Source organism: Kribbella sp. VKM Ac-2569 (genome assembly GCF_004216905.1).
Classification (GTDB): Bacteria; Actinomycetota; Actinomycetes; order Propionibacteriales; family Kribbellaceae; genus Kribbella.
In genome coordinates this window covers 100,163-122,963 of sequence record NZ_SGXJ01000001.1, presented here as the reverse complement: position 1 = coordinate 122,963, position 22,801 = coordinate 100,163, and the positions used below count along the sequence as shown (strand labels likewise).

Sequence of the window (22,801 nt, the reverse complement as noted above, 5' to 3'; positions counted from 1 at the left end):
ATCAGATATCAAATCGTGGGGAACGGGGTAGAGGCGTGAGTACACGGGGGACTGTTTTGCGCAGTCATGGACCGGGGGAGCAGCTGAAGGCCGAAGAGGTCGAGCTGACCGCCGGTCCGGGTGAGACGTTGGTGGAGATGCGGCTGGCCGCGGTAACTCCGCTGGACCGGTCGACACTGGCCGGAAAGCAGCCGCCCGTGTCGTCTGGGCCGTTCGTGCCTGGCTCCGAGGGAGCCGGTGTGGTGGTGAGCTCGGACGCTTTTGAGGCCGATACGCCCGTGGTGGTCCGTGGCGAGGGTGTCGGCGTGACCCGGGACGGTGTCTGGGGCCGGTACGCCGTCGTACCGAACGCCGCCGTACACCGGCTGCCGTCGTCGCTGGAGCCGGGTACGGCGCTCGCGTTGATGACGCCGGTGTTGACGGCGCACACCGCCGTACGACGGGTTGCCGACGTACAGGAGGGCGAGACGGTCGTGGTCACCGGCGTCACCGGTCTGGTCGGGCACATGTGTGCTGCGATCGCACGGTCGGCCGGTGCGTCCCGGGTGATCGGTCTGGTGTCGCTGGACGACCGCTCCGACGGTGCGACCGGAGTGGTGGATCAGGTGGTCCGTGTGGACGGTCTGGGACAGGTGGGTCGGGAGCTGCCGTGGTGCAACGCAGTCATCGACACCATGGGTGGTCCGGTGGCCGGTGGGGTGCTCGGACACATCTCTCCGGGCGGACGGATCGCCGTACTCGGCTACAAGGCCGGTGAGTTCACCACGATCGACTTGCACCAGCTGATCGGCCGGGACCTGCGGGTGCTGCCGGTGAATCTGCAGCGGACTACGTTGGCACCAGATGCTGTCGGTCAGGCGCTGGCCGACATCGCAGGGGTGTCCTGGCGAGCGGACTATGACGTCGTACCGGCAGAGCGGATCGGTGACGTGCTGGACCGGCCTGCAGGCCGGGTTCTGCTCGACCTGACGGGTCTCTGAGAGAGTGCCGGTGGCCTAGACCACTCATGTTTGCTGGGCTTTCAGCTGAGCAATCTGTGGGCGAAGGCCGCCAGATACCCGGTCGGCGGCTACGGTACCTCCAGAGCTGAATAGGAGAGAGGCAGCCCGCTACTGATGATCCGACGACTCGAGCTCACGCCTGGGGGACCCACCGGGCGTCGTACGCTCGCCGAGGAAGCTGCCGCCGAGCTGCACGAGCTCATCCTGTCCGGCGAACTTCCCAGCGGTACGGCGCTCCGGCTGGAGGAGCTCGCCAAGCGACTGGACATGAGCCAGATGCCGATCAGGGAAGGGCTCCGGCGGATGGCGGCGCTCGGACTGGTCGAGATCGTCCCGCACAAGGGCGCCTGGGTGCGTGAGCTGTCGATGGAGGACCTTCGCGACACCCACGAGACCCGGCTGGCGCTGGAGTCGCTGGCAGTCCGTGCGGCGGCGACACGGTTCTCCGACTCGGATGCGGCGGCCGCCCGGACCGCACTGGCCGAGCACGTCCGGTTGTCGAAGCTGGGCGACAACATCGCGTCCCGGCAGGCGCACACCGAGTTCCACTTCGCCATCTACCGGTCCGGCGGCTCACGGTGGCTGCCGCGGGCGATCGAGCCGGTCTGGCAGAACAGTGAGCGCTACCGGTTCGGTTCGCGGCAGACCAAGGCCCGGATCGAGCAGACCCGCCGCGAGCACCAGGCGATTCTCGACGCGTGCCTGGCGCACGACGAAGAGGGTGCGGAGGCAGCGCTGCGCGAGCACCTCGAAGGCGCCATGCAGCGCATCACCGAGACGATGGAGCGTCGCTCCAAGCAGTGAGCTCCTCGAACCGGTCCTGCTGCCAGCCGGTCGCGTCGAACACCGCACGCAGCAGCAGTCCGTCGCTGCTCGCCCGGTGCACTCCTAGGAGCTCTTCGAGCGGCTTGCTGCCCAGGCCGTCGTAGTACGCGTCCAGTGCCTGCCGCCGTCGCTGCTCGGATGCTCCGCCGATCTCCTCCAGCGGTGCATCGCACCCTTTGACGTGGCCTGACCCGACCTGCTGACCCGGTGCGAGTTGCTGGATCAGTTGCTCGCCCGCACGCACGTCCTGAGCTCGCACGCGTGCACCCAGTGCACGACAGTCGACGTGCTGGAGTGCGCGCTGCACCCCTTGTGAGACGGCGATGTGGTCCGGGTGACCTGTCAGCCCGTCACTGCCTACTGTGAGGATGAGCTCCGGCTCGACCACGGCGGCCGCGACCTGGATCGCTTCGGCCAGGTCGCCCGGCGATGCCGCGGCCAATGACCGTGGTCCACCGCGACCGCCGTCGTCGACCCACTGGTCCACCGCTCCCAGCCAGTCCCACTCGTTGATCCCGAGCAGTGCGCAGGAGACGCCGAGGTGATCGAGGGCTCCGTGCATGCCGGCGGTAGCGACTCGCAGTACGACGTGCCAGCCCTGCTCGTTCAGCACGGACGTGGCGGCGCCGGTGGCGAACACCTCGTCGTCGGGGTGTGCGTGGACCACTAACGCCGTACGCATCTAATCAGCGAGATGTGCTGGGAAGCCGCCGGTGGCGATCGGGCTCCAGCGCTCCGGGGTGATGCGGATGAGGCACTTGCCCTGCTTCACCATCGCCTCGCGGTACTCGTCCCAGTCCGGGTGCTCACCGGAGATGGAGCGGTAGTAGTCGACCAGCGCCTCCACTGCGTCCGGCAGCTCGATCACCTCACCGCTGCCGTCCACCTGCGCCCACGCGCCGTTCCACTCGTCCGACAGCACGACCACGCTGGCCTTGCCGGCCCGCTTCACGTTCGTGCTCTTCGCCCGCTCCGGGTACGACGAGATGACGATCCGCCCCTCGGTGTCCACACCACCCGACACCGGCGAAGCCTGCACCGTCCCGTCGGCCCGGGTGGTCATCAGCAACATGTGATGACGCGGCCGCACGAACTCCAGCAACTCGTCGAGCCCAACCTTGGTATTGGTCGCAATAGTCCTCGGCATGCCTCCACCCTATGCGCTGGGCAGTTGCAGATCCGCTGGGGTGACGAGGTGCTCCAGCTCGTCGTCGGTGAGCTGGTTGATGAGGTGCTTGGCACGTTGAGCCTGCGGCGTCGTGGGCAGAGCACCGTCGAGCAGATCGGGAAGGAAGAGCTCGTAGCCGGCCCGGGCACGGGGCGAGTAGCGGTGGCGGGTGCGGGCTACTGCCGAGGACACGCGGATCGCGTGCTCGTTTCCGGGAGGTACGCCGGGGCGGTCGGTCTCCCGTGCCGCGAAACGGAAGCCGTTCGCCTTGTCACAGCTCGGGCACCCGGAGTCGCCGGCGCCGAGCGTGGAGCCGCAGTCCGGGCAGGTCAGCTGGTTCAGCGCGCCGTCCACGATTCGCCAGTCGAACTCGGAGGTGTCCTGCAGTACGACTTCGGCCAGCTCGTGCGGTTCCGCCGTACCTCCGGAGTCCCTGCAGAAACTGTCCCAGGCGGCGTCGATACTTTCCTCGACCTGCCGCAGCGCGGTGGTGAACCGAGGGTGATCGACACGTCGCATGCCCCGGACTCTAGTCAGCCTCGGGCCTGTGGACGACCGGATTGACTTGTTCGAACAGGTGTTCGAACATGGAGTTATGGCGGGGAACGAGGCAGCGGCGAGTCGGGTCACGGCGCTTGATCAGGCGCGGCTGCTTCTTGCTCAGGCCAAGGACCGGAAGTCCGCCCTGAAGGCTGCCGCCGGGGCGCCTTCGGTGGCTCGGGTGCAGCAGGCGTTGGATACGGCGGGGGTGGATCGGGAGCTGCCGACGCATCCGGCGGTGGGTGAGCTGCTGGCGGGGGCGAGCCTGCGCGGCGGTTCGGTGTACTCGGTGCGGGGGAGTGCCGCGCTGGTGATGGCGCTGATGGCCGGGCCGTCCGCGGAGGGCGCCTGGTGCGGTGTGGTCGGCGTGCCGTCGTTCGGGGCTGAGGCGGCGCGCGGGCTCGGGGTGGACCTGGAGCGTCTCGTGCTCGTTCCGGACCCGGGGCCGGAGTGGCTGAGCGTCGTCGCCGCGCTGGTCGACGCACTGACCGTGGTGGTCGTCCGCCCGCCCGGCGAGGTGACACCGGGGGAGGCGTCCCGGCTCGCCGCGCGGCTCCGGACCCGCGGCGCGATGCTGATCGCGTACGGGTCCTGGCCAGGCAGCGAGGCCCGGTTCGAGATCGAGAGCAACACCTGGACCGGTCTCGGCGACGGCGAAGGTCTGCTCGCCGCCCGGCGCGCGACCGTCGCGGTGACCGGCCGCCGTGCCGCCGTCCGGGCTCGTCACGAGCTCTGGCTGCCCGCCCCCGACGGCACGATCCGCTCCACCGGGACGGCGGAAGCCCGGCCAGAGGAGTGGGCGGACCAGATCGGCGCGGTGGGCTGATGAACGGGCTGACGAATGGGCTGACTCGGACGATGGTGATCTGGGTGCCGGACTGGCCGGTGGCGGCGGCCGCGATGGCGACCGGGCGATCACCGGACGAGCCGATCGCCGTACTGGAGAAGGGAAAGGTGCTCGCCACCTCCGCCACCGCACGCGCCGAAGGAGTGCGACGCGGGCAGCGGGCCCGGGACGCGCAGTCGCGGTGCCCGGAGCTGGTCGTGCTGAAGTACGACCCGGTGATCGACGCGCGGACGTTCGACCCGGTGATCTCGTGCCTGGAGGCGATCACGCCGGGGGTGCAGGTGATCCGGCCGGGGATGTGCGCGTTGAAGGCGCGCGGCCCGGCGCGGTTCTACGGCAGCGAGGAGGCGGCCGCGGAGAAGCTGCTCGACCGGCTCGAGACGTACGACGTGCACGGCGGCCGGATCGGGATCGCCGACGGGCCGTTCGCCGCCGAGCAGGCGGCCCGGGTGAGTTCCGCGCGGACCCGGGTGCACGTGGTGCCGCCGGACGGTTCACCGGAGTTCCTCGCGCCGCTGTCGGTCGACGTACTCGAGCAGCCGACACTCACGGACCTGCTGCGCCGGCTGGGATTGCGGTCGCTGGGTGCGTTCGCGCAGTTGCCCCGGACCGAGGTGCTGACCCGGTTCGGTCCGGACGGCGCCTTCGCCCATCGGCTGGCCCGTGGGTACGACGATCGCCCGGTGACGGGTCGGGAGATCTCGCCGGAGCTCACCCGGACGCTCGACTTCGAGCCGTCCGTGGACCGGGTCGACCAGGTCGCGTTCGCGGTCCGGGCGGTCGCCGACGAGCTGGTCGTCCGGCTGACCGAGCTCGGGCTGGTGTGTACGACGCTGCGGGTCGAGGTCGGCACCGAGTCCGGACGGATCCACGAGCGGGAGTGGCTGCACCCGCGCTGGTTCACCGCGGCGGACGTGGTGGACCGGGTGCGCTGGCAACTGCAAGGGAGCGGTACGGCGACCAGCGAGCTGACGTCACCGGTCGTCCGGATCCGGTTGATCCCGGACCAGGCGGATCCGGTCGGCGCGCATGTCGACGGATTGTGGGGCGGCGGTCCGGACGAGCGGATCCACCGGGCGTTGTCGCGGGTGCAGAGCATGCTCGGTCACGGTGCGGTGGTGTCGGTGGTGATCGGCGGCGGTCGCGGGTTCGCGGAGCGGCAGACGCTGGTCCCATGGGGCGATCCGGTGGTGCCTGCACGGTCACCGGACCAGCCTTGGCCCGGTGCGATCACCGGTTCGATCGGCACGGCCAAGCGCTGGCCGGCACTGGCGCCGACCACGGTCTTCCCGGAGCCGATCCCCGCGAAGGTGTTCGCCGCGGACGGCGCTCAGGTCTCGGTCAGCGCCCGCGGCGAGCTGTCCGGCGTACCCACCTCGTTCACCCTGCTGCCCGCCCGCGCCCCCGGCGTTCAAGTTGCCGACAGCAACAAGATCCACCCGATCACCGCCTGGGCCGGCCCCTGGCTCACCGCGGAACGCTGGTGGGACCCCAGCACCGAGTCCCGCCAGGCCCGCTTCCAGTTCCAGACCGCCGACACCCGGGCCTGGCTCTTCACCCTCCACCGAACCACCTGGCAAGCCCAAGCCACTTACGACTGATCAACCCGCCACCATAGGTTGGACGTATGCATCGGAGTCGGGTTTCCACGTTTCTGATCGACGTCAAGCGGGACGAGGTGCCGGACGCGACAGCGTTCTGGTCGAAGGCTCTCGGCGTACGGACGTCTTCGCCGGAGGGTGAGCCGCAGTTCATCAGCCTGCACGACGCGGTTCCGGGGTACGTGACCGCGATCCAGTCGGTCGACGACGAGCCGCGGTACCACCTGGACATCGAGACCGACGACGTACCCGCCGAGGTCGCCCGCCTGACCGGGATCGGCGCGGTCGAGGTTGCGAGCTGGCAGGGGTGCCATACCCTCCGCGCCCCGGGCGGTCATTTGCTGTGCGTCATCCCGGTGCACAGCGACCCGGCGTACTTCGAGCAGCACGCGACCGTCTGGGGCAGCGAGTAAGAGCTCAGGCGACGTGGACGGCGGGAGGTTCGGCGAGCGCGAAGAGGCGGTCGAACACCGCTACCCGGTCGAACTGCAACGCGTACGCCCGCGCGCGCCGCTCGGCCTCCGCCCGCTGCTCGCGCGTCCAGTCGCACACGACCTCGTCGAGCACGGTCCGCAGCGTGGCCGGGTCACGTTGCGGCACCAGCAGGGCCGTATCACCGACCGCCTCGGGTACACCGCCGGTCGCGCAGGTGATGACCGGCCCGCCGCCGGCGAGAGCCTTCTCGACCAGCGCGATCCCGAACGTCTCCACGAACTCCGGCTGCTCGCGGGTCGGCAGCACGAACGCCGCGCTCCCGGCCATCAGCGCCGGCTTCTCCGCGTCGTCCACGTCGGTCAGCACCCGCACCCGCTCGCCCAGCCCCGCCGCCGCCACCCGCGCAACCACCTCAGCTTCCTGCGGCCCGCGCCCGGCCAGGACCAGTTGCACCCGCTCGGCCGATCGCGATCCGGCGTAGGCATCGATCAGATCGTCGACCCCCTTCGCCGAAGCGATCCGTGACAGGAACAGCACGTACCCGTCCCGCGAAAGGCCGCGCCGGGTAAGAGTTTCGGCGATCCTGTCCTCGGTGAGCGACAGGTAGGACCAGGAGTCGACCGCCGGGTAGGAGATGGCGATCCGCTCACGGCACAGCTGCGCGAACGTCGTGCCGTGCATGCCGTCGAGGGTCGCCGCCGAGGCCACGATCAGGTCCTTGGTGTACTCCGACACAGCCACGCAGTGGTCGGCCGCGAGGTAGACCGACAGGATGTGCGCGGCCGCCCCGAACCGGCCGGTGTTTACGCACTCGCGCACCACGTTGGTGATGTCGGAGCCCACCGCCTCAGCCACCGTGATGACCTGTGCGGGCCCGATCCGGCGCGCCACCTGGACGGCCTCCTGTACGGCGATCGCGTGCGGGCTCAGGTAAAGCGACATCGCCACCGTCGGCACCCCGTCACTGAACAGCTCGACCAGCCGCCCGATGAGCCCGGACAGGTAGCGCCCGTCCGGAACCCGGTAGTCGCCGACGGGATCGGGCCGCTCCACGGTGATGCCAGGGCTGTACGGCAGCACGCGATCGAGTGGTTTCAACGGCAGCCCGGCTGCCTCCAGCGCGTCCAGCGGCCAGGTCACGATCCGTACGTCGTCGAAGCCGCGGGTGAGCGCCACCTCGGCGAGGCACCGGGCCTCACCGGAGTGTCCGCAGATCACCGGGTCTGCGCGGACGACAATGACCAGACGGCGGTTGGGTGTGGATGGGATGTTCATGCCTCACCTCCAGTGGTGTGCAGTGGGTCGGATGTGGATGGTGGCCTGATCCGGGTGCCCCAGCCGGAGGGCTGAGGGCCGAGCTCGATGTGCAGGTTGCGGATGTGCCGCAGTTCCCGGCCGGAGATCCAGGGGCGTTCGAGTGTCTTGCCGTCCACCGCGATGGACTGGACGTAGGAGACCGGTCCGCCTGCCTCGACCGGTTCGAATCCTGTTGTGGTGATGGACAGTTCGCTGTCCGGCAGCCGGGTTGTGGATTCCGCCACGGCCGGCGCGCTCACCAGGAACAGGTTCTGCCCAGCCACCGGGAACAGTCCGAGCGTCGCCCACACGTACCAGGCGGACAGCCCGCCGGAGTCGTCATTACCTGGCAGCCCGCCCCGGCCGGTGCCGAACTGGTTGGCGATCGCGGCATGCACCACCTCGGCGGTGCGGTCCGGCCGTCCGGCGTAGTGGTAGGACCACGGCGCCTCGTAGTCCGGTTCGTTGTTCAGCCCCTCGAACCGGGACAGGGCGTATCCGGCGTCCATCTCGGCCACGCTCGGCGCCACCCCCGGCTGGGTGACCGGTACGGCGCCGTACCCGAAGAACTGGTCGAGCAGCCCGACGAACGCCTCGTCGCCGCCGGCGAGCGCGATCCGGGCGCGCATGTCGTGCAGGAGCCGGAAGGAGTAGTTCCACCGGCCGCCTTCGTAGAACGTCGAGTCGCGCAGCAGGCCGGTGCCCGGGTCGTACGCCGCCCGCCAGCCATGGGCGAGGTCGCGCATCTGCTGGGCCAGCGTCCGGTCGCGCAATTTGCCGGCGATCGCCGCGGTGCAGTGGTAGGCGTATGCCAGGTCGAGGGTGTGGCTGATCGGGTGCGCCACACCGTGCACCAGGTAGTCCTCGCCGTACGTCCGGCGCAGGTCCATCTCCAGGTGCACCATCGCCCAGTCCCAGTCGATACCAGGCAGATCGAGTTGGCACAGGTCGGCCAGGAACGTGTGCGCGAGCGCGCTGCCCTGCCGGGAGAACCGGTCCGCGCCCTTGGCCATCCGGTAGCCGATCGGCAGGTTGCCCTCCTGCTCGCAGATCGACAGCAACGAGTTGGCCAGCGCGACCGACCGCTGCGGGAACAGCGTGGTCATCAGCGGTAGCTGGGTGCGGTAGATGTCCCACATGGTGCAGATGTCGAACGCGTACGGGCCCTCGGTCGTCGATGACGGGCTCTCGTCCGGGGCAAAGCACGGCTTGACCAGTGAGTGATAGAGCGCCGTACCGAAAACCGTCGCCTGGTCGTCGGACTCGGCCTTGATCTCAACCTTGCCGAGGTGGTCGCGCCAGGTGGCCGCCGTACGGTCGCGCCGCCCGGCGAAGGTGGTCCGGGCGCGGCCGACGTCCGCGTGCAGGTTGTCGCGAGCCGTCTCACACCCGCGCAGGGAGAACCCCAGCCGCACCTCGACGGTCTGCTCGGCGCGCGAGGGGCCCATGAACATCAGCCCGAACGGTCGCAGGGTGGTGGGCCGGATGTAGTCGAAGTCGAGGCGGGTGCCTCCGGGCATCAGGCGCCGGTCGTACCACAGCAGTTGCCGCCAGCCGGGGGCGTCGACCTCCAGGTGAACGGCAAGCGGCACACCCTCGACGTGGATCTCGCCCTGAGCCACGCCTGGCTCCAGCATCGCCAGGTGCGCCTTCAGCGGCACGGTCCGGCTGTGCGGGATGGCCAGGCCGCCGGTGGACGCGTCGATGACGATCCGGGCGGCGTCGTTCGCCGGGAAGGTGTACCGGTGGACGGCCGACTTGGGCCCGACCGTCACCTCGCAGCGCACCCCCGAGCTCAGCGTCGCCGCGTAGTAGCCGGGCTCGGCCACCTCGTCCAGCAGGTCCCACGTGGTGCCCAGGTCATCGAGCGGGCCGAGCATCGGCGTGACCCGGAAGTAGTTGTAGTACTTGCGGATCGCGCCGGTGCCGGACTGCTGGAAGTGGGTGAAGCCGGAGGCGACCGGGCGGTCGTACAACAGGTCGGGCACGCCCTCGGTGTTGAAGTCGTACAGCCCGTAACCGGTCGGGTAGGCCCCGGAGTACGGGCAGGCCGACACCATCCCGAACGGGTGCATGGCGCCCGGGTGGGTGTTGCCGACCTGCGGCTTGGGCCACCACCAGGTCGCGCCCAGGCCCTTGGGCGTGGGCAGGTCGGTGGCACCGGTCCCGATGAACGGGTCGACGTGCTCGTACATCGCGGATCACCGCCTCGCGCGGCTGAAGTGGACTCTCAAAGTAGGAAGCGTGTGTTTCAGCCGCGTGTTCGAAGGAGTCGGGCAGGTTACGACCGGGCCCGTCGGCTGGCAGCAGAAACCTGTGATCGGGCCTTACCGCCCGGTCTACGCTCCGAGACATGACTGAGCTTGCGGCGACGTTCCAGCAGGAGGCAGTGGCGGAGGCCTATCAGCATCGGCCGCCGTACCCGGACGAGGTGTTCGATCGGCTCCTGGAGCTGATCGTCGACGAGCCGCGGCGCGTGCTCGACATCGGCGCCGGCGAAGGCGCGATCGCGCGGCCACTCGCGCCACGGGTCGAGCACGTCGACGCGATCGACTTCTCGGCGCCGATGGTCGCGGCGGGCAGGCAGCGCCCGGGCGGCGACCACCCGAACCTCACCTGGCAGGTCAACCCGATCGAAACCGCCGACCTCGACGGCCCGTACGCACTGGTGACGGCCGGGGCGAGCATTCACTGGATGCCGTGGGAGGAGACCTTCGCGCGGATCGTCCCGCACCTGACCCCGAACGCCCAGCTCGTCGTCATCGAGCACGGCCCGGTGGACATGCCCTGGTGGGACGGCGTCGTACAGGCGATCCAGAAGCATTCGCGCAAGAAGGATCACGATCCGAAGTACAGCGTCGTCGAGGCGATCCGGGACCGCGGCCTGCTCGATCTAACAGGAACGGCGCGGACCGCAGCCGTCACCTACCGCCAGAAGGTCGTGGACTACGTCGAGCAGTTCCACTCGACGTCGAGCCTGGCGCGCGACCTGATGACCACCGACGAAGCGGCCGACTTCGACGCGATCGTCGAGGACGCGGTCCGCCCGTACGCGAAGGACGGCCTGCTGGAGTTGACGATCCAGGCCGAGCTCAGCTGGGGCCGGCCGAAGATCGCAGGTTAGCCGCGCGCGACTGCAGGTAGCGCTGCTCGGGAAGACTCTGGGTGAGCCGCGCGGCGAGCTCGTACGCCGACCGCGCGGCAGCCCCTTCGCCGGACAGCTCGAGCAGGTGCGCCCGTACGGCGGCCAGCCGGTGGTGCTCCTTCAACGCCGGATCCACATCGTCGAGCAACGCCAGCCCGGCGGCCGGGCCGTGCACCATCGCGACCGCGACGATCCGGTTCAGCGTCACCATCGGACCCGGCGCGGTCGCCTCGAGCAGTTCGTACAGCATCAGGATCTCGCGCCAGTCGGTCTCGTCGGCGTCCGCCGCCGAGTCGTGGACCGCGGCGATCGCCGCCTGCAGCTGGTACGGCCCGACCGGCGCCGACCGCAACGTCGACTCGATCAACTCGGTGCCCTCGGCAATCACCGCCCTGTCCCACAACGACCGGTCCTGCTCCGGCAACGGCACCAGCGCACCGTCGGCCGTCGTACGGGCGGGCCGACGCGCGTCGGTCAGCAGCATCAACGCGAGCAGCCCGGACACCTCACCCTCAGCCGGCAACGAAGCGTGCAGTTGGCGCGTCAACCGGATCGCCTCCGCACTCAGTTCGACCCGGTGGAGCGACGTACCGGATGAGGCCGTGTAGCCCTCGTTGAAGACGAGGTAGAGCACATGCAGTACGGCGGCCAGCCGCTCGGGCTGCTCCGCGGCCGGCGGCATCGCGAACCGCGCACCCTGGAGCTTCGCCTTCGCCCGGCTGATCCGCTGCCCGATCGTTGCCTCCGGCACTAGAAATGCCCGCGCGATCTCACCGGTCGTCAACCCGCCGACCGCGCGCAGCGTGAGTGCCACCTGCGACTGTGGTGTCAGTGCCGGATGACAGCACAGCATCAGCAACGTCAGCGAGTCGTCCTCCGACGACGCAGGCTCCGGGGGACTCCACGACGCGACGGTCTCTTCCCGCCGCGTCCGGGCCGCCTCGTTCCGCAGTACCTCGATCCGCCGCCGCGAGGCGACAGTGATCAGCCAGCTGCGCGGATTGGCCGGAACACCTTCACCCGGCCACTGCAGCGACGCAGCCAGCAAGGCCTCTTGTACGGCGTCCTCGCAAGCGTCGAAGTCGCCGTACCGCCGGACCAATGCGCCGAGCACCTGTGGCGCCTGCTCGCGGAGCAGCTCCTCGAGCATCAGCTGAAGGCGCTGAGGTCGCGTACGGGTCGCACTTCCACGACGCTGAACGGTGCCTCCGGGATCTGCGCGACGATCTCCACCGCGCGATCCATCGAGTCGCAGTCCAGCAGATAGAACCCGGCCAGTTGCTCCTTCACCTCGGCGAACGGACCGTCCGTCGTCATCGGCTTACCGTCGCGGACCAGGACCTGTTTGGTCAGCTCGGGGGCGTCGAGCGACTCCGACGCGACCAGCTCACCCTGCACGGCGAGCGCCTCGTGCAAAGCGGCGTACCCGGCCATGCCTTCCTTCTTCTGTTCGTCGGTCATCGAGTCCCATACCGCCCGGGACTCCGGGTTGCCGTAGATCAGTACCAGGAACTTCATCTGCTCAGGGTAAGCATCACCCTTGGGTATCGATCGGGTCACCGGTTCGTCGCGGGCGTAGCGGCAGGGAAAAACGGCGCGTTCTGGTATCAGGGGAAAGTCGGGGCCTGCCCCGGGACGCCGGGCGTAAACCTGTCGAGGCTCCCCAGTAGAGTTACAACGGGTATCCAGGGTGGAGAGAGGGAGGGGTCGCGTGCCGGACTTGGAAGTGTCCGACCGGGTGTGGACGATCCCGAACGCGCTCAGCTTCCTGAGGTTGCTGGGGGTGCCGCTGTTCCTGTGGCTGGTCCTCGGACCCAAGGAGGACGGCTGGGCGCTGCTCGTGCTGGCCATCTCCGGGTTCACCGACTGGGCCGACGGCCAGATCGCCCGCCGGATGAACCAGACCAGTCGCCTGGGTCAGATGCTCGACCCGGTGGCCGACCGGCTGTACATCTTCGCGACCGTCATCGGCCTGGCCTTGCGCGACATCATCCCGTGGTGGCTGGCGATCGCGCTGCCGCTGCGGGACCTGCTGCTCACCTTCACGCTGCCGGCACTGCACCGCCGCGGGTTCAACGCGCTGCCGGTGCACTTCCTCGGCAAGTCCGCCACGTTCTGCCTGCTGTACGCGTTCCCGCTGCTCCTGCTCGGCGACGGCGACAGCACCCTCAACCTGCTCGCCCGCGTGTTCGGCTGGGCGTTCGCGATCTGGGGGACCGGTCTGTACTACTGGGCCGGCGCGCTGTACTTCGCCCAGCTGCGGCACCTGATCCAGACGGTCAAACCGATCAAGGACTCGGCCGGGTGACCCAGCAAGCCCCCGAGCAGACGACACCGAAGCCGCGACGCGTCGACGCGTCGATGTCGCTGCTGAACAACCTGATGGCGCATCCCCTCGACGAGGGGTACGCCGTCGCGGCCCGTTCCGAATCTGCCAGCAAACAGACCCGGTCCCGGCACCGGGTGATGCTGGTGGTGGCCGCCGCCGTACTGGGCTTCCTGCTCGCGGTCGCCGCCGCGCAGAACTACCGCAGCGCACCGGAGGCGGAGAAGCAGCGCAAGGAGCTGATCACCCGCATCAACCAGGCCGACAACCGGTTGACCGAGCTGCGCAACAACCAGTCCCGGCTCGCCGACGAGGTACGCCGGTTGCAGGCGAGCGGACTGAGCAACGACAGTACGGGCGCCGCGCTGCAGCAGAAGCTCGACGACCTCGAGCTGCAGACCGGAGCGATCGCGGTGACCGGCCCGGGGATCAAAGCGGTGATCGACGACGCCAAGGACGCCGACGCGAAGGAAGGCCGGCTGCTCGACGTCGACCTGCAGCAGCTGGTCAACGGCCTGTGGACGTCCGGCGCGGAGGCGATCTCGGTGAACGGTCACCGGATCACGTCGCTGACCGCGATCCGCGGTGCGGGCAGTGCCATCACCGTTGACTACAGTTCGCTGACCCCGCCGTACACGGTGCTCGCGATCGGGGACACCGCGACCATGCCGGCCCGGTTCGCCCAGAGCTCGGGCGGGCAGTGGGTGCAGTACCTGGTGAGCAACTTCGATGTCCGGATGACGATCACGACGGAGGACTCCTTGCTGGTGCCGGCCGATGCGACCATCGCGTTGCGCTACGCGAAGGTGAGAACGAGATGATCGCCGTACTCGGGCTGGTGATCGGTGTCGTCGTCGGTCTGCTGGTGGCGCCCGACGTACCGGACTGGGCGCAGCCGTACCTGCCGATCGCGGTGGTGGCCGCGCTGGACGCGGTGTTCGGGGCGCTGCGCGCGTTCCTGGACGGGATCTTCGACGACAAGGTGTTCGTGGTGTCGTTCGTGTCCAACGTGCTGATCGCGGCCCTGATCGTGTACCTGGGCGACCAGCTCGGCGTCGGTTCGCAGCTGTCCACCGGTGTGGTCGTCGTCCTCGGCATCCGCATCTTCACCAACATGGCCGCGATCCGCCGGCACATCTTCCGGGCCTGAGCATGAGCGACGAGAAGCCGGACAAGCCGGAACAGCCGGAGAAGGCCGAGCAGCCTGTGGTCGAGCAGCCGCAGCCGCAGACCCCGACGCCGATGCCGAAGCCGCGGACGCCGAACCTGGCGCTGCGCCGGTTGCGGGCCGGGTTCAAGCCGTCCCGCGGCCAGGCGATCGTCGCCGTCGTGCTCGCGCTGGTGGCCTGTGTCGCGGTCGTGCAGGTCCGGGTGAACCGGGCCGACGACGGTTACCAGAACGCCCGCCGGGAGGACCTGATCGCGATCCTCGACGGCCTCGGGCAGAACACCCGGCGGCTGGAGAGCGAGATCGCCGACCTGGAGGAGCGGAAGAACTCGCTGTCCTCCAGCGCCGACAAGGCGCAGACCGCCCGCGAGCAGGCCGAGGCCCAGGTCCGCACCCTCGGCATCCTGGCCGGTACGCTGCCCGCGCAGGGCCCGGGGGTCCGGATCACGCTGAACGACCCGCAGGGCAAGATGACCTCGAGCAACCTGCTGGACGCGATCGAGGAACTGCGGGACGCCGGCGCCGAGGCCATCCAGATCAACGGAGCGGTCCGGGTGGTGGCCAGCACCGACTTCGTCGACGACGCCCCGGGGATCGGGATCGACGGCCAGAAGGTGAACGCGCCGTATGTCATCGAGGCGATCGGGGAGTCCCACAACCTGTCCGAGGCGGCGAACTTCCCGGGCGGTCTGGTCAGCGAGGTGACCGGCCCGCAGGTGGGCGGAACCGCCGAGGTCAACGAGCTCGAGAACGTCGCGATCACTGCCTTGCACGCGCCGGAGGAGCATCGTTACGCTCGCCCGGCGCCCAGCCCCACGAAGTAGAAACGAGGACAAAGGTGTACCCCGAAGACCTGAAGTACACGGCCGAGCACGAGTGGCTGAAGGCCGGCGAGGAAGGACCTGTGCGGGTCGGCATCACCGACTTCGCGCAGGACCAGCTCGGTGACATCGTGTACGTGCAGCTGCCCGACGTCGGCAGCGTGGTGCGGGCCGGCGACGCCTGTGGCGAGCTGGAGTCGACCAAGAGCGTGAGCGACCTGTTCGCCCCGGTGAACGGCACGGTGACCGCTGTCAACGAGGCGCTGGCCGACCAGCCGGACCTGGTGAACGGCGACCCGTACGGCGAGGGCTGGCTGCTCGACATCGAGGTCGAGGACACCGCCGAGGTGGCCGCGCTGATGGACGCCGAGGCCTACCAGGGCCAGCTCGACCAAGGCTGATAAGTTACGGACCTCAACCGCTGGTCGAGGGTTGAGGTCCCTCTGTTTGTTCCAGAAAGTCACACTGTTACCACGGGGTCTATCGAAAACGTCGCCGGACCACCGGCGATCGGGAGGATCACAGCATGCCGTTCTGCAACCAGTGCGGGCACGAGAACTCCGAGGGCAGCCGGTTCTGCTCGCAGTGCGGAGCGATGCTGCCTGGCGCGGACCGCCCGGCGGCAGCCCCGGCGGCTCCTCAGCCGGCGCAGCAGCCGACGCCGGGTGTCACCGACACGGCGATGCTGACCCCGATCGGTGCCGAGCCGGAGCCGGAGCGTACCGGCGAGCCGCTGTCCGCGGACGACGCGGCCGCGGTCGGCGCGCTGCCGGCCGGGTCCGCCCTGCTGATCGTCCAGCGCGGTCCGAACGCGGGCAGCCGCTTCCTGCTCGATGTCGACGTCGTCACCGCCGGCCGGCACCCGGACAGCGACATCTTCCTCGACGACGTGACGGTCTCGCGCCGGCACGCCGAGTTCCGCCGGGACCCGTACGGCGTGAAGGTCCGCGACGTCGGCAGCCTGAACGGCACGTACGTCAACCGTGACCGGATCGACGAGGTCCAGCTGACCAACGGCGACGAGGTGCAGATCGGTAAGTACCGGCTGGTGTACTACGCCAGTGGCCAAGCCTGATCCCAGCGCACCTGAGCCCACCGGCGATGCGCCTGCGGGCGGCCGCGGCATCGGAGAGGTGCTGCAGCTCCTGCAGGCCGAGTTCGCTGACGTCACGATCTCCAAGATCCGCTTCCTGGAGGCCGAGGGGCTGGTGACGCCTGCCCGCACGGCGTCCGGCTACCGCAAGTTCAGTGCCGCCGACCTCGACCGGTTGCGGTACGTGCTGACCGCGCAACGCGACCAGTACCTGCCGCTGAAAGTGATCAAGGAACACCTCGGTGCGATCGACCGCGGCCTGCAGCCGGCCGCTGCCGGTCCACCGGTCGCGCCGAGTTCGTTGCCGCAGACACCGGGTCAACCCGTCGCGGACGACTTCGGTGCCGCGAGCACCGAGCTGCGGCTGACCCGGGACGAGTTGCTGGCGGCTGCCGGCGTACCGTCCGAACTGCTCGACGAGCTGGAGAGTCACGGCCTGGTGGTAGCCAGCGGCAACCACTACGGCGGCGACGCGATCGTGATCGCGCAGGTCGCGGCCGAGCTGGCGGCGTACGGCCTCGAACCGCGGCACCTGCGGGCGTTCCGTACGGCGGCGGACCGCGAGGTCGGCCTGATCGAACAGGTCACGGGCCCCCGCCGTACCGAACAGACCGCGGAGCTGGCCGCCCTCACCGTCCGTCTGCACACCGCGTTGGTCCGCTCGCGCCTCCCGCGTTCGTAAGGCTGTCCACAGCGAACCCCCGTGGGCCTGCTCGGGGCTTCCCCTCGGAGTAGGCTGAACGTGTGCGCGAAGTCGACGTGGTCGGAGTCCGGGTAGAGATGCCCTCGAGTCAGCCGATCGTGCTGCTGAAAGAGGTCGGAGGTGAGCGGTATCTGCCGATCTGGATCGGTGCTGCCGAGGCGAGTGCGATCGCCTTCGCCCAGCAAGGCATGGAGCCGCCCCGGCCGCTGACCCACGACCTGTTCGCGGAGACCATCCGCGTCCTCGGGCACACCCTCAGCCAGGTTCGCATCGTGAACCTGACCGACGGCATCTTCGAGGCGATCCTGGTGTTCGACGACAAGACCGAGATCTCGGCCCGTCCGTCGGACTCGATCGCGATCGCGCTACGGACCGGCACCCCAGTGTTCTGCGCCGACGAGATCCTCGCCGAGGCCGGTATCCCGGTCCCGGAGAGTGAGACGGACGGCGCCGACGAGGTGCAGGAGGAAGAGGAGGTCGAGCGGTTCCGGGAGTTCCTCGACCAGGTGACTCCGGAGGACTTCGACAAGAGCTGAACCACCACCCGAAACCCAGGTAACGATTCGTACGGCGGTCGCGACACGCTCCCGGCTCGATGCGGTTGTCGTTGACCCGGTTCGGGCGGCGGCTTACCGTGAAGAAGTCGTGGGGTGGTGTCACTCCACGGAGATGGCTCGTTCCAGTCGGTATCCAGGGAGGCTCAGGCGTGACACGCACCGGGGACACGGATCTGACGGCGCAGTCGACGTCCGACGCGCACGCAGAGGCGGCCGCCACCGCCGGCGTTCAGGGTCTGCTGTTCGACGACGACCTGCGGCCTATGCCGGAGGACGTCGGGTTCCGCGGTCCGACGGCCTGCGCCGCGGCCGGGATCACGTACCGGCAGCTCGACTACTGGGCCCGCACCGGCCTGGTCTCCCCGTCCGTCCGCCCGGCGACCGGCTCGGGGACGCAACGGTTGTACGGCTTCCGTGACGTTCTGTTGCTGAAAGTGATCAAGCGTCTGCTGGACGCCGGGATCTCACTGCAGCAGATCCGGACGGCGATCGCGCACCTCAGCAAGCGCGGCTTCGACGACCTGACCCAGATCACGCTGATGAGCGACGGCGCGTCGGTCTACATGTGCTCGTCGCCCGACGAGGTCATCGATCTGCTGGCCGGCGGCCAGGGTGTGTTCGGGATCGCGCTCGGCGGTGTCTGGCGCGAGGTCGAGGGTTCGCTGTCCGAGCTGCCGACCGAGCGGGCCGACGGTCACGACGAAGGCGACTCCGAAGGCCACAGCGGCGACGAGCTCGCCGCCCGCCGCCGCGCCCGCATGACCGGCTGACCCTGTCCGAACCGTTCCGGGATTCCTGGTAGCCTCGAGGCAGCCGTTCACAGCACTCGGGAGAGACCCGTGTCATCGGGCGCCGAAGGGGCAATTCCTCCCCGGAACCTCTCAGGCCCATGGACCGAGTGTCGCAGGCGACTCTGGAGCGCAGCGCGCGTGACAGAGGGGGAGGCCACCGGCAGCGACAGTCAGCATCGGAGCCTCTAGTGAACGACACCCCTCAGCTTTCGGCGACCTTCGCCGACCGGCACATCGGTCCGCGCCCGGACGAGATCGCCCGGATGGTCCAGCTCCTCGGGTACGACGACGTCGACGCGCTGATCGACGACGCGGTCCCGGCGTCGATCCGCTCCGCCGAGGCGCTGCGGCTGCCCGAGCCGGCCTCCGAGGTCGATGCGCTGACCGAGCTCCGTCAGCTCGCGGCCCGCAACACCGTCGCCACCTCGATGATCGGCCAGGGGTACTACGGCACCTTCACCCCGTCCGTGATCGTTCGCCGCCTGGTCGAGAACCCGGCCTGGTACACGGCGTACACGCCGTACCAGCCGGAGATCTCCCAGGGCCGGCTCGAGGCGCTGCTGAACTTCCAGACCGTGGTCTCCGACCTGACCGGTCTGCCGACCGCGAACGCGTCGCTGCTCGACGAGGCCACCGCGGCCGCCGAGGCGATGACGCTGGCGCACCGGTCGAACAAGAAGAGCAAGTCCGACCGCTTCCTGGTCGACGCCGACACCTTCGCCCAGACGATCGCGGTCGTGCAGACCCGCGCGGAGGCGCTCGGTATCGAGGTCGTCGTCGCCGACACCACCGACGGCCTGCCCGAGGGCGACTTCTTCGGCCTCCTCGTGCAGTACCCGGGGTCCAACGGCGCCGTCCGCGACCTCGAGCCGCTGATCGAGGCGGCGCACGGGCGCGACACGTTGGTTGCCGTGGCATCCGATCTGCTCGCGCTGACGGTGCTCGAGGCGCCGGGGGAGGCCGGCGCCGACATCGTCATCGGTTCCTCGCAGCGCTTCGGCGTACCGCTGTTCTACGGCGGCCCGCACGCCGGCTTCATGTCGGTCCGGTCCGGCCTGGAGCGGTCGTTGCCCGGTCGCCTCGTCGGCGTATCGGTCGACGCGGACGGCGCCCCGGCGTACCGGCTGGCGCTGCAGACCCGTGAGCAGCACATCCGTCGTGAGAAGGCGACGTCGAACATCTGTACGGCGCAGGTCCTGCTCGCGGTCGTCGCGTCGATGTACGCCGTCTACCACGGCCCCGACGGTCTGCGGGCGATCGCGGAGCGCGTGCACTCGTACGCCGGGAAGCTCGCCGCCTCGCTGCGCGCCGGTGGGGTCGAGGTCGCGCACGACGACTTCTTCGACACCGTCCTCGCCCGGGTCCCGGGTCGCGCCGCCGACGTGGTGGACGCCGCCCGGCAGAACGGGATCTGGCTGCGGCTCGTCGACGCGGACCACGTGGGCATCTCCTGCGACGAGAAGACCGACCTGGCGACGCTGACCCGGGTCTGCCAGTCCTTCGGTGTGCAGTACGACGACATGCTCGAGGCTGCTGCTCTGAGCGTGCCGCGAACCACGGAGTACCTGACGCACCCGGTGTTCAACACGCACCGGTCCGAGACGGCGATGCTGCGGTACTTGCGCAAGCTGTCCGACAAGGACTACGCACTGGACCGCGGGATGATCCCGCTCGGGTCCTGCACGATGAAGCTGAACGCGACCACCGAGATGGAGCCGGTCACCTGGCCGGAGTTCTCCGACGTGCACCCGTTCGCACCGATCGAGGACGCAGCCGGGTACGTGAAGCTGATCGGTCAGCTGGAGCGCTGGCTGGCCGAGGTCACCGGGTACGCGAAGGTCTCGATCCAGCCGAACGCGGGCTCGCAGGGTGAGCTCGCCGGTCTGCTCGCGATCCGCGGCTACCACCGCGCCAACGGCTCTGAGGATCGCAACGTCTGCCTGATCCCGGCGTCCGCACACGGCACGAACGCCGCCTCCGCGGTGATGGCCGGTATGAAGGTCGTTGTTGTCAAGGGCAACGACGACGGCACGATCGACCTCGACGACCTGCGCGCGAAGGCCTCCGAGCACGCGGCGAAGCTCGCGGCGATCATGATCACGTACCCGTCCACGCACGGCGTGTACGAGGAGAGCGTCCGCGAGGTCTGCCAGATCGTCCACGACCACGGCGGTCAGGTGTACGTCGACGGCGCGAACCTGAACGCCCTGCTCGGGCTCGCGAAGCCGGGCGAGTTCGGCGGCGACGTCAGCCACCTGAACCTGCACAAGACGTTCTGCATCCCGCACGGCGGCGGTGGCCCGGGTGTCGGCCCGGTCGCGGTCGCGGAACACCTGGCGCCGTACCTGCCGAACCACCCGCTGCTCGACCAGGCCGGTCCGGACTCCGGTGTCGGCCCGATCAGCGCGGCGCCGTTCGGCTCGGCCGGTGTGCTGGCGATCTCGTGGGCGTACATCCGGATGATGGGCGCCGAGGGGCTGACCGCGGCGACGAAGGCCGCCGTACTGACCGCGAACTACGTGGCGAAGCGGCTCGAGGGCGCGTTTCCGGTGCTCTACACCGGCGAGAACGGCCTGGTCGCGCACGAGTGCATCCTGGACCTGCGGCCGATGACCAAGGAGACCGGGATCAGTGTCGACGACGTCGCGAAGCGGCTGATCGACTACGGCTTCCACGCGCCGACGATGTCGTTCCCGGTCGCGGGCACGCTGATGGTCGAGCCGACCGAGTCCGAGGACCTCGGTGAACTCGACCGTTTCTGCGACGCGATGATCGCGATCCGGCACGAGATCGACCGGGTCGCCGCGGGCGAGTGGCCGGCCGCCGACAACCCGCTGGTGAACGCGCCGCACACCGCGGAGTCGGTGATCAACGACAAGTGGGAGCACGCCTACACCCGCGAGGAGGCCGCCTTCCCCCGCTCGGTCGACCGCGCCTCGAAGTACTGGCCCCCGGTCCGCCGCATCGACGGCGCGTACGGCGACCGCAACCTGATCTGCTCCTGCCCTGCACCGGAGGCCTTCGAGTAAGACGGGCATACTGGTCTGTCCACGACCTGCCTGGAGGCTCCGTTGACTGACGTACGTCCGGACACCGCCGCTGCTCTGTTCGCCGAGATTGCGACAGCGCAGGGGGAGTGGAAGCTGCCCTCGGTGAATGCCGGGGTGCTGCGGGACGGGGAGTTGGTGTGGACCGGGGCGCGCGGGCGGTTCGCGACGGCCGACGGGGCGTTGCCCGGTCCTGATGTGCAGTACCGGATCGGGTCGATCACGAAGACGATGACGGCGGTCCTGATCCTGCAGTGCCGCGACGACGGGCTGCTGTCGCTGAACGATGCTGTCGGCAAGCATCTGCCCGGGATCGCCTTCGGGGACAGGACGATCCGGCAGTTGCTCGCGCACAGCGGCGGGATGAACGCGGAGCCCGAGGGCCCTTGGTGGGAACGGAATCCGGGCGTCACGTTCGACGAGCTGACGGCGGCGATGAACGACTCGCAGGCGGCCGGCCCGGCGGATCGGCGGCACCACTACTCGAACCTCGGCTACGGCCTGCTCGGCGAGATCGTCGCTCGGCTCCGGAGCGAGTCGTGGATCGAGCTCGTCCAGTCCCGGATCCTGGATCCGCTCGAGATGCGGCGTACGACGTACTTCCCGGAAGCCCCCGCCGCCGACGGGTTCTCGGTGCACCCGTTCAGCGGGCAGCTGGACCCGGAGCCGACGTACGACTCGGGCGCGATGTCGCCGGCGGGGCAGTTGTGGAGCACGATCGAGGACCTGGCGCAGTACGCGACGTTCTGGATCGACCCGGTGCACGAGGTGCTGAGCCGGGACTCGGTCGAGGAGATGGCGGCGCCGGTGGCGTCGGATCCGCGGGAGGGGCTGAACGCGTCGTACGGGCTCGGGCTGCGGCTGATCGCGGACGATCCGCACCTGCTGATCGGTCACACCGGTTCGATGCCGGGCTTCCTCGCAGGGCTGTTCGTCGACCGGGTCCGCCGGGTCGGTGCGGTGACGCTCGGCAACGCGACGTACGGCCGGGTGGCCTCGCTGGCTCCCGACCTGGTCCGCATCCTGACCCGGTACGAGCCGCCGCTCACACAGGAGTGGGTGCCGGAGCCCCCGCTGGCCCAAGGCGCCGAGCTGCTCGGCCACTGGTACTGGGGCAACACGCCGCTGACGATCTCCGTCTGCGCCGGAATCCTGCAACTCTCCGGCGGCCTCACGACCCGCCTGTCACCCCTCGCCCCCGACCTCTACCAGGGCCGAGACGGCTACCTGGCCGGCGAAAAACTCCACGTAATCCGCAACGCCGAAACCATCACCCACCTGACCGTCGCAACATTCGTCCTCACCAGAACCCCATACGGTCGTTAGGCTGTAGCGAAACTGACTAGACCACATGGAGTAGATCAGGGGTAGATCGCCCGGCTCTTCACCGGGAGGGCGCAGGTTCGAGTCCTGCCTCCATGTCGAAACGTTGTTCCA

The 22,801-nt window shown here is 69.3% G+C and carries 24 protein-coding genes, 1 tRNA gene and 1 riboswitch; of the genes, 18 read left to right on the top strand and 7 right to left on the bottom strand.

What is annotated here, in order from left to right; translation table 11 throughout:
• Positions 1-35: 35 nt before the first annotated feature.
• Together EV649_RS00565 and EV649_RS00560 are read left to right on the top strand one after the other, a co-directional pair.
• Positions 36-980, top strand: a complete 945-nt coding sequence (locus tag EV649_RS00565) for a zinc-binding alcohol dehydrogenase family protein (protein ID WP_130379388.1) — start codon at positions 36-38, stop codon at positions 978-980.
• Between the two features lie 135 nt (positions 981-1,115).
• A complete protein-coding gene (locus EV649_RS00560; RefSeq protein WP_130379386.1) occupies positions 1,116-1,805 on the top strand; it encodes a GntR family transcriptional regulator in 690 nt (229 codons plus the stop codon).
• Here EV649_RS00560 and EV649_RS00555 read toward each other — a convergent pair.
• The 3 genes from EV649_RS00555 to EV649_RS00545 are packed head-to-tail and all read right to left on the bottom strand — an operon-like array spanning position 1,771 to position 3,513.
• Positions 1,771-2,508, bottom strand: a complete 738-nt coding sequence (locus EV649_RS00555; protein WP_130379384.1) for a PIG-L family deacetylase — start codon at positions 2,506-2,508, stop codon at positions 1,771-1,773. The two genes, EV649_RS00560 and EV649_RS00555, sit on opposite strands and share 35 nt — an antisense overlap.
• A complete protein-coding gene (locus EV649_RS00550; RefSeq protein WP_130379382.1) occupies positions 2,509-2,973 on the bottom strand; it encodes a PPOX class F420-dependent oxidoreductase in 465 nt (154 codons plus the stop codon).
• Positions 2,974-2,982: 9 nt separating this feature from the next.
• Positions 2,983-3,513, bottom strand: coding sequence for a hypothetical protein (locus EV649_RS00545; protein WP_130379380.1), 531 nt, complete (start codon positions 3,511-3,513; stop codon positions 2,983-2,985).
• 76 nt (positions 3,514-3,589) lie between these two features.
• On the opposite strand from EV649_RS00545, the gene EV649_RS00540 reads away from it, so the two are divergent.
• Genes EV649_RS00540 through EV649_RS00530 form a run of 3 tightly spaced genes read left to right on the top strand, consistent with a single transcriptional unit; the run spans position 3,590 to position 6,395 of the window.
• Positions 3,590-4,360, top strand: a complete 771-nt coding sequence (locus EV649_RS00540; protein ID WP_241997626.1) for a hypothetical protein — start codon at positions 3,590-3,592, stop codon at positions 4,358-4,360.
• Entirely contained in the window at positions 4,360-5,982 is a 1,623-nt protein-coding gene (locus tag EV649_RS00535) for a DNA polymerase Y family protein (protein ID WP_130379378.1), read from the top strand. The genes EV649_RS00540 and EV649_RS00535 overlap by 1 nt, the downstream gene beginning before the upstream one ends.
• A 26-nt stretch (positions 5,983-6,008) precedes the next feature.
• A complete protein-coding gene (locus EV649_RS00530; protein WP_130379376.1) occupies positions 6,009-6,395 on the top strand; it encodes a VOC family protein in 387 nt (128 codons plus the stop codon).
• A 4-nt stretch (positions 6,396-6,399) separates the two neighbouring features.
• On the opposite strand, the gene EV649_RS00525 is transcribed toward EV649_RS00530, so the two are convergent.
• A complete protein-coding gene (locus tag EV649_RS00525) occupies positions 6,400-7,692 on the bottom strand; it encodes a glycosyltransferase (RefSeq protein WP_130379374.1) in 1,293 nt (430 codons plus the stop codon).
• Positions 7,689-9,908: a glycoside hydrolase domain-containing protein gene (locus EV649_RS00520; RefSeq protein ID WP_130379372.1), complete on the bottom strand. Its 2,220-nt coding sequence runs from the start codon at positions 9,906-9,908 to the stop codon at positions 7,689-7,691. Before EV649_RS00520 ends, EV649_RS00525 begins: the two co-directional genes overlap by 4 nt.
• 158 nt (positions 9,909-10,066) lie before the next feature.
• Here EV649_RS00520 and EV649_RS00515 point away from each other — a divergent pair, with 158 nt between their 5' ends.
• Complete coding sequence (locus EV649_RS00515) at positions 10,067-10,837, top strand: class I SAM-dependent methyltransferase (protein ID WP_130379370.1); 771 nt, start codon at positions 10,067-10,069, stop codon at positions 10,835-10,837.
• On the opposite strand, the gene EV649_RS00510 is transcribed toward EV649_RS00515, so the two are convergent.
• On the bottom strand, positions 10,806-12,008 hold the full coding sequence (locus EV649_RS00510; RefSeq protein WP_130379368.1) for a sigma-70 family RNA polymerase sigma factor: 1,203 nt from the start codon (positions 12,006-12,008) through the stop codon (positions 10,806-10,808). The genes EV649_RS00515 and EV649_RS00510 overlap by 32 nt on opposite strands.
• On the bottom strand, positions 12,008-12,376 hold the full coding sequence (locus tag EV649_RS00505; protein WP_130379366.1) for a YciI family protein: 369 nt from the start codon (positions 12,374-12,376) through the stop codon (positions 12,008-12,010). Before EV649_RS00505 ends, EV649_RS00510 begins: the two co-directional genes overlap by 1 nt.
• A gap of 193 nt (positions 12,377-12,569) precedes the next feature.
• On the opposite strand from EV649_RS00505, the gene EV649_RS00500 reads away from it, so the two are divergent.
• The 12 genes from EV649_RS00500 (at position 12,570) to EV649_RS00445 (ending at position 22,786) form a co-directional block, all read left to right on the top strand.
• Positions 12,570-13,166, top strand: coding sequence for a CDP-alcohol phosphatidyltransferase family protein (locus tag EV649_RS00500; protein WP_130379364.1), 597 nt, complete (start codon positions 12,570-12,572; stop codon positions 13,164-13,166).
• Complete coding sequence (locus EV649_RS00495) at positions 13,163-14,005, top strand: DUF881 domain-containing protein (protein WP_241997625.1); 843 nt, start codon at positions 13,163-13,165, stop codon at positions 14,003-14,005. The genes EV649_RS00500 and EV649_RS00495 overlap by 4 nt, the downstream gene beginning before the upstream one ends.
• On the top strand, positions 14,002-14,334 hold the full coding sequence (locus EV649_RS00490; protein WP_130379362.1) for a small basic family protein: 333 nt from the start codon (positions 14,002-14,004) through the stop codon (positions 14,332-14,334). Before EV649_RS00495 ends, EV649_RS00490 begins: the two co-directional genes overlap by 4 nt.
• Positions 14,335-14,336: 2 nt before the next feature.
• Positions 14,337-15,176, top strand: a complete 840-nt coding sequence (locus EV649_RS00485; protein ID WP_130379360.1) for a DUF881 domain-containing protein — start codon at positions 14,337-14,339, stop codon at positions 15,174-15,176.
• A 14-nt stretch (positions 15,177-15,190) separates the two neighbouring features.
• Complete coding sequence (gcvH, locus tag EV649_RS00480; RefSeq protein ID WP_130379358.1) at positions 15,191-15,574, top strand: glycine cleavage system protein GcvH; 384 nt, start codon at positions 15,191-15,193, stop codon at positions 15,572-15,574.
• A gap of 125 nt (positions 15,575-15,699) precedes the next feature.
• Positions 15,700-16,248 (top strand): FHA domain-containing protein, encoded by a 549-nt coding sequence (locus EV649_RS00475; protein WP_130379356.1) that lies wholly within the window; start codon positions 15,700-15,702, stop codon positions 16,246-16,248.
• Positions 16,235-16,948 (top strand): MerR family transcriptional regulator, encoded by a 714-nt coding sequence (locus EV649_RS00470; RefSeq protein ID WP_130379354.1) that lies wholly within the window; start codon positions 16,235-16,237, stop codon positions 16,946-16,948. The genes EV649_RS00475 and EV649_RS00470 overlap by 14 nt, the downstream gene beginning before the upstream one ends.
• A gap of 62 nt (positions 16,949-17,010) precedes the next feature.
• Entirely contained in the window at positions 17,011-17,505 is a 495-nt protein-coding gene (locus tag EV649_RS00465) for a bifunctional nuclease family protein (RefSeq protein WP_130379352.1), read from the top strand.
• Between the two features lie 284 nt (positions 17,506-17,789).
• A complete protein-coding gene (locus EV649_RS00460; RefSeq protein ID WP_238155393.1) occupies positions 17,790-18,296 on the top strand; it encodes a MerR family transcriptional regulator in 507 nt (168 codons plus the stop codon).
• A 47-nt stretch (positions 18,297-18,343) separates the two neighbouring features.
• Positions 18,344-18,433: riboswitch (glycine riboswitch) on the top strand.
• A gap of 72 nt (positions 18,434-18,505) precedes the next feature.
• Positions 18,506-21,346: an aminomethyl-transferring glycine dehydrogenase gene (gcvP, locus tag EV649_RS00455; RefSeq protein WP_130379348.1), complete on the top strand. Its 2,841-nt coding sequence runs from the start codon at positions 18,506-18,508 to the stop codon at positions 21,344-21,346.
• A 42-nt stretch (positions 21,347-21,388) separates the two neighbouring features.
• Entirely contained in the window at positions 21,389-22,690 is a 1,302-nt protein-coding gene (locus EV649_RS00450; protein WP_130379346.1) for a serine hydrolase domain-containing protein, read from the top strand.
• A gap of 24 nt (positions 22,691-22,714) precedes the next feature.
• Positions 22,715-22,786, top strand: a tRNA-Lys gene (locus tag EV649_RS00445).
• Positions 22,787-22,801: the final 15 nt, after the last annotated feature.

Bases quoted from the DNA above. Each gene is read 5' to 3' on its own strand.
- EV649_RS00475 (WP_130379356.1), top strand. From the start codon at position 15,700: ATGCCGTTCTGCAACCAGTGCGGGCACGAGAACTCCGAGGGCAGCCGG.
- EV649_RS00535 (WP_130379378.1), top strand. From the start codon at position 4,360: ATGAACGGGCTGACGAATGGGCTGACTCGGACGATGGTGATCTGGGTG.
- EV649_RS00510 (WP_130379368.1), bottom strand. From the start codon at position 12,008: ATGCTCGAGGAGCTGCTCCGCGAGCAGGCGCCACAGGTGCTCGGCGCA.
- EV649_RS00520 (WP_130379372.1), bottom strand. From the start codon at position 9,908: ATGTACGAGCACGTCGACCCGTTCATCGGGACCGGTGCCACCGACCTG.
- EV649_RS00540 (WP_241997626.1), top strand. From the start codon at position 3,590: ATGGCGGGGAACGAGGCAGCGGCGAGTCGGGTCACGGCGCTTGATCAG.
- EV649_RS00550 (WP_130379382.1), bottom strand. From the start codon at position 2,973: ATGCCGAGGACTATTGCGACCAATACCAAGGTTGGGCTCGACGAGTTG.
- EV649_RS00525 (WP_130379374.1), bottom strand. From the start codon at position 7,692: ATGAACATCCCATCCACACCCAACCGCCGTCTGGTCATTGTCGTCCGC.
- EV649_RS00555 (WP_130379384.1), bottom strand. From the start codon at position 2,508: ATGCGTACGGCGTTAGTGGTCCACGCACACCCCGACGACGAGGTGTTC.
- EV649_RS00505 (WP_130379366.1), bottom strand. From the start codon at position 12,376: ATGAAGTTCCTGGTACTGATCTACGGCAACCCGGAGTCCCGGGCGGTA.
- EV649_RS00490 (WP_130379362.1), top strand. From the start codon at position 14,002: ATGATCGCCGTACTCGGGCTGGTGATCGGTGTCGTCGTCGGTCTGCTG.
- EV649_RS00560 (WP_130379386.1), top strand. From the start codon at position 1,116: ATGATCCGACGACTCGAGCTCACGCCTGGGGGACCCACCGGGCGTCGT.
- EV649_RS00530 (WP_130379376.1), top strand. From the start codon at position 6,009: ATGCATCGGAGTCGGGTTTCCACGTTTCTGATCGACGTCAAGCGGGAC.
- EV649_RS00545 (WP_130379380.1), bottom strand. From the start codon at position 3,513: ATGCGACGTGTCGATCACCCTCGGTTCACCACCGCGCTGCGGCAGGTC.
- EV649_RS00485 (WP_130379360.1), top strand. From the start codon at position 14,337: ATGAGCGACGAGAAGCCGGACAAGCCGGAACAGCCGGAGAAGGCCGAG.
- EV649_RS00460 (WP_238155393.1), top strand. From the start codon at position 17,790: ATGCCGGAGGACGTCGGGTTCCGCGGTCCGACGGCCTGCGCCGCGGCC.
- EV649_RS00515 (WP_130379370.1), top strand. From the start codon at position 10,067: ATGACTGAGCTTGCGGCGACGTTCCAGCAGGAGGCAGTGGCGGAGGCC.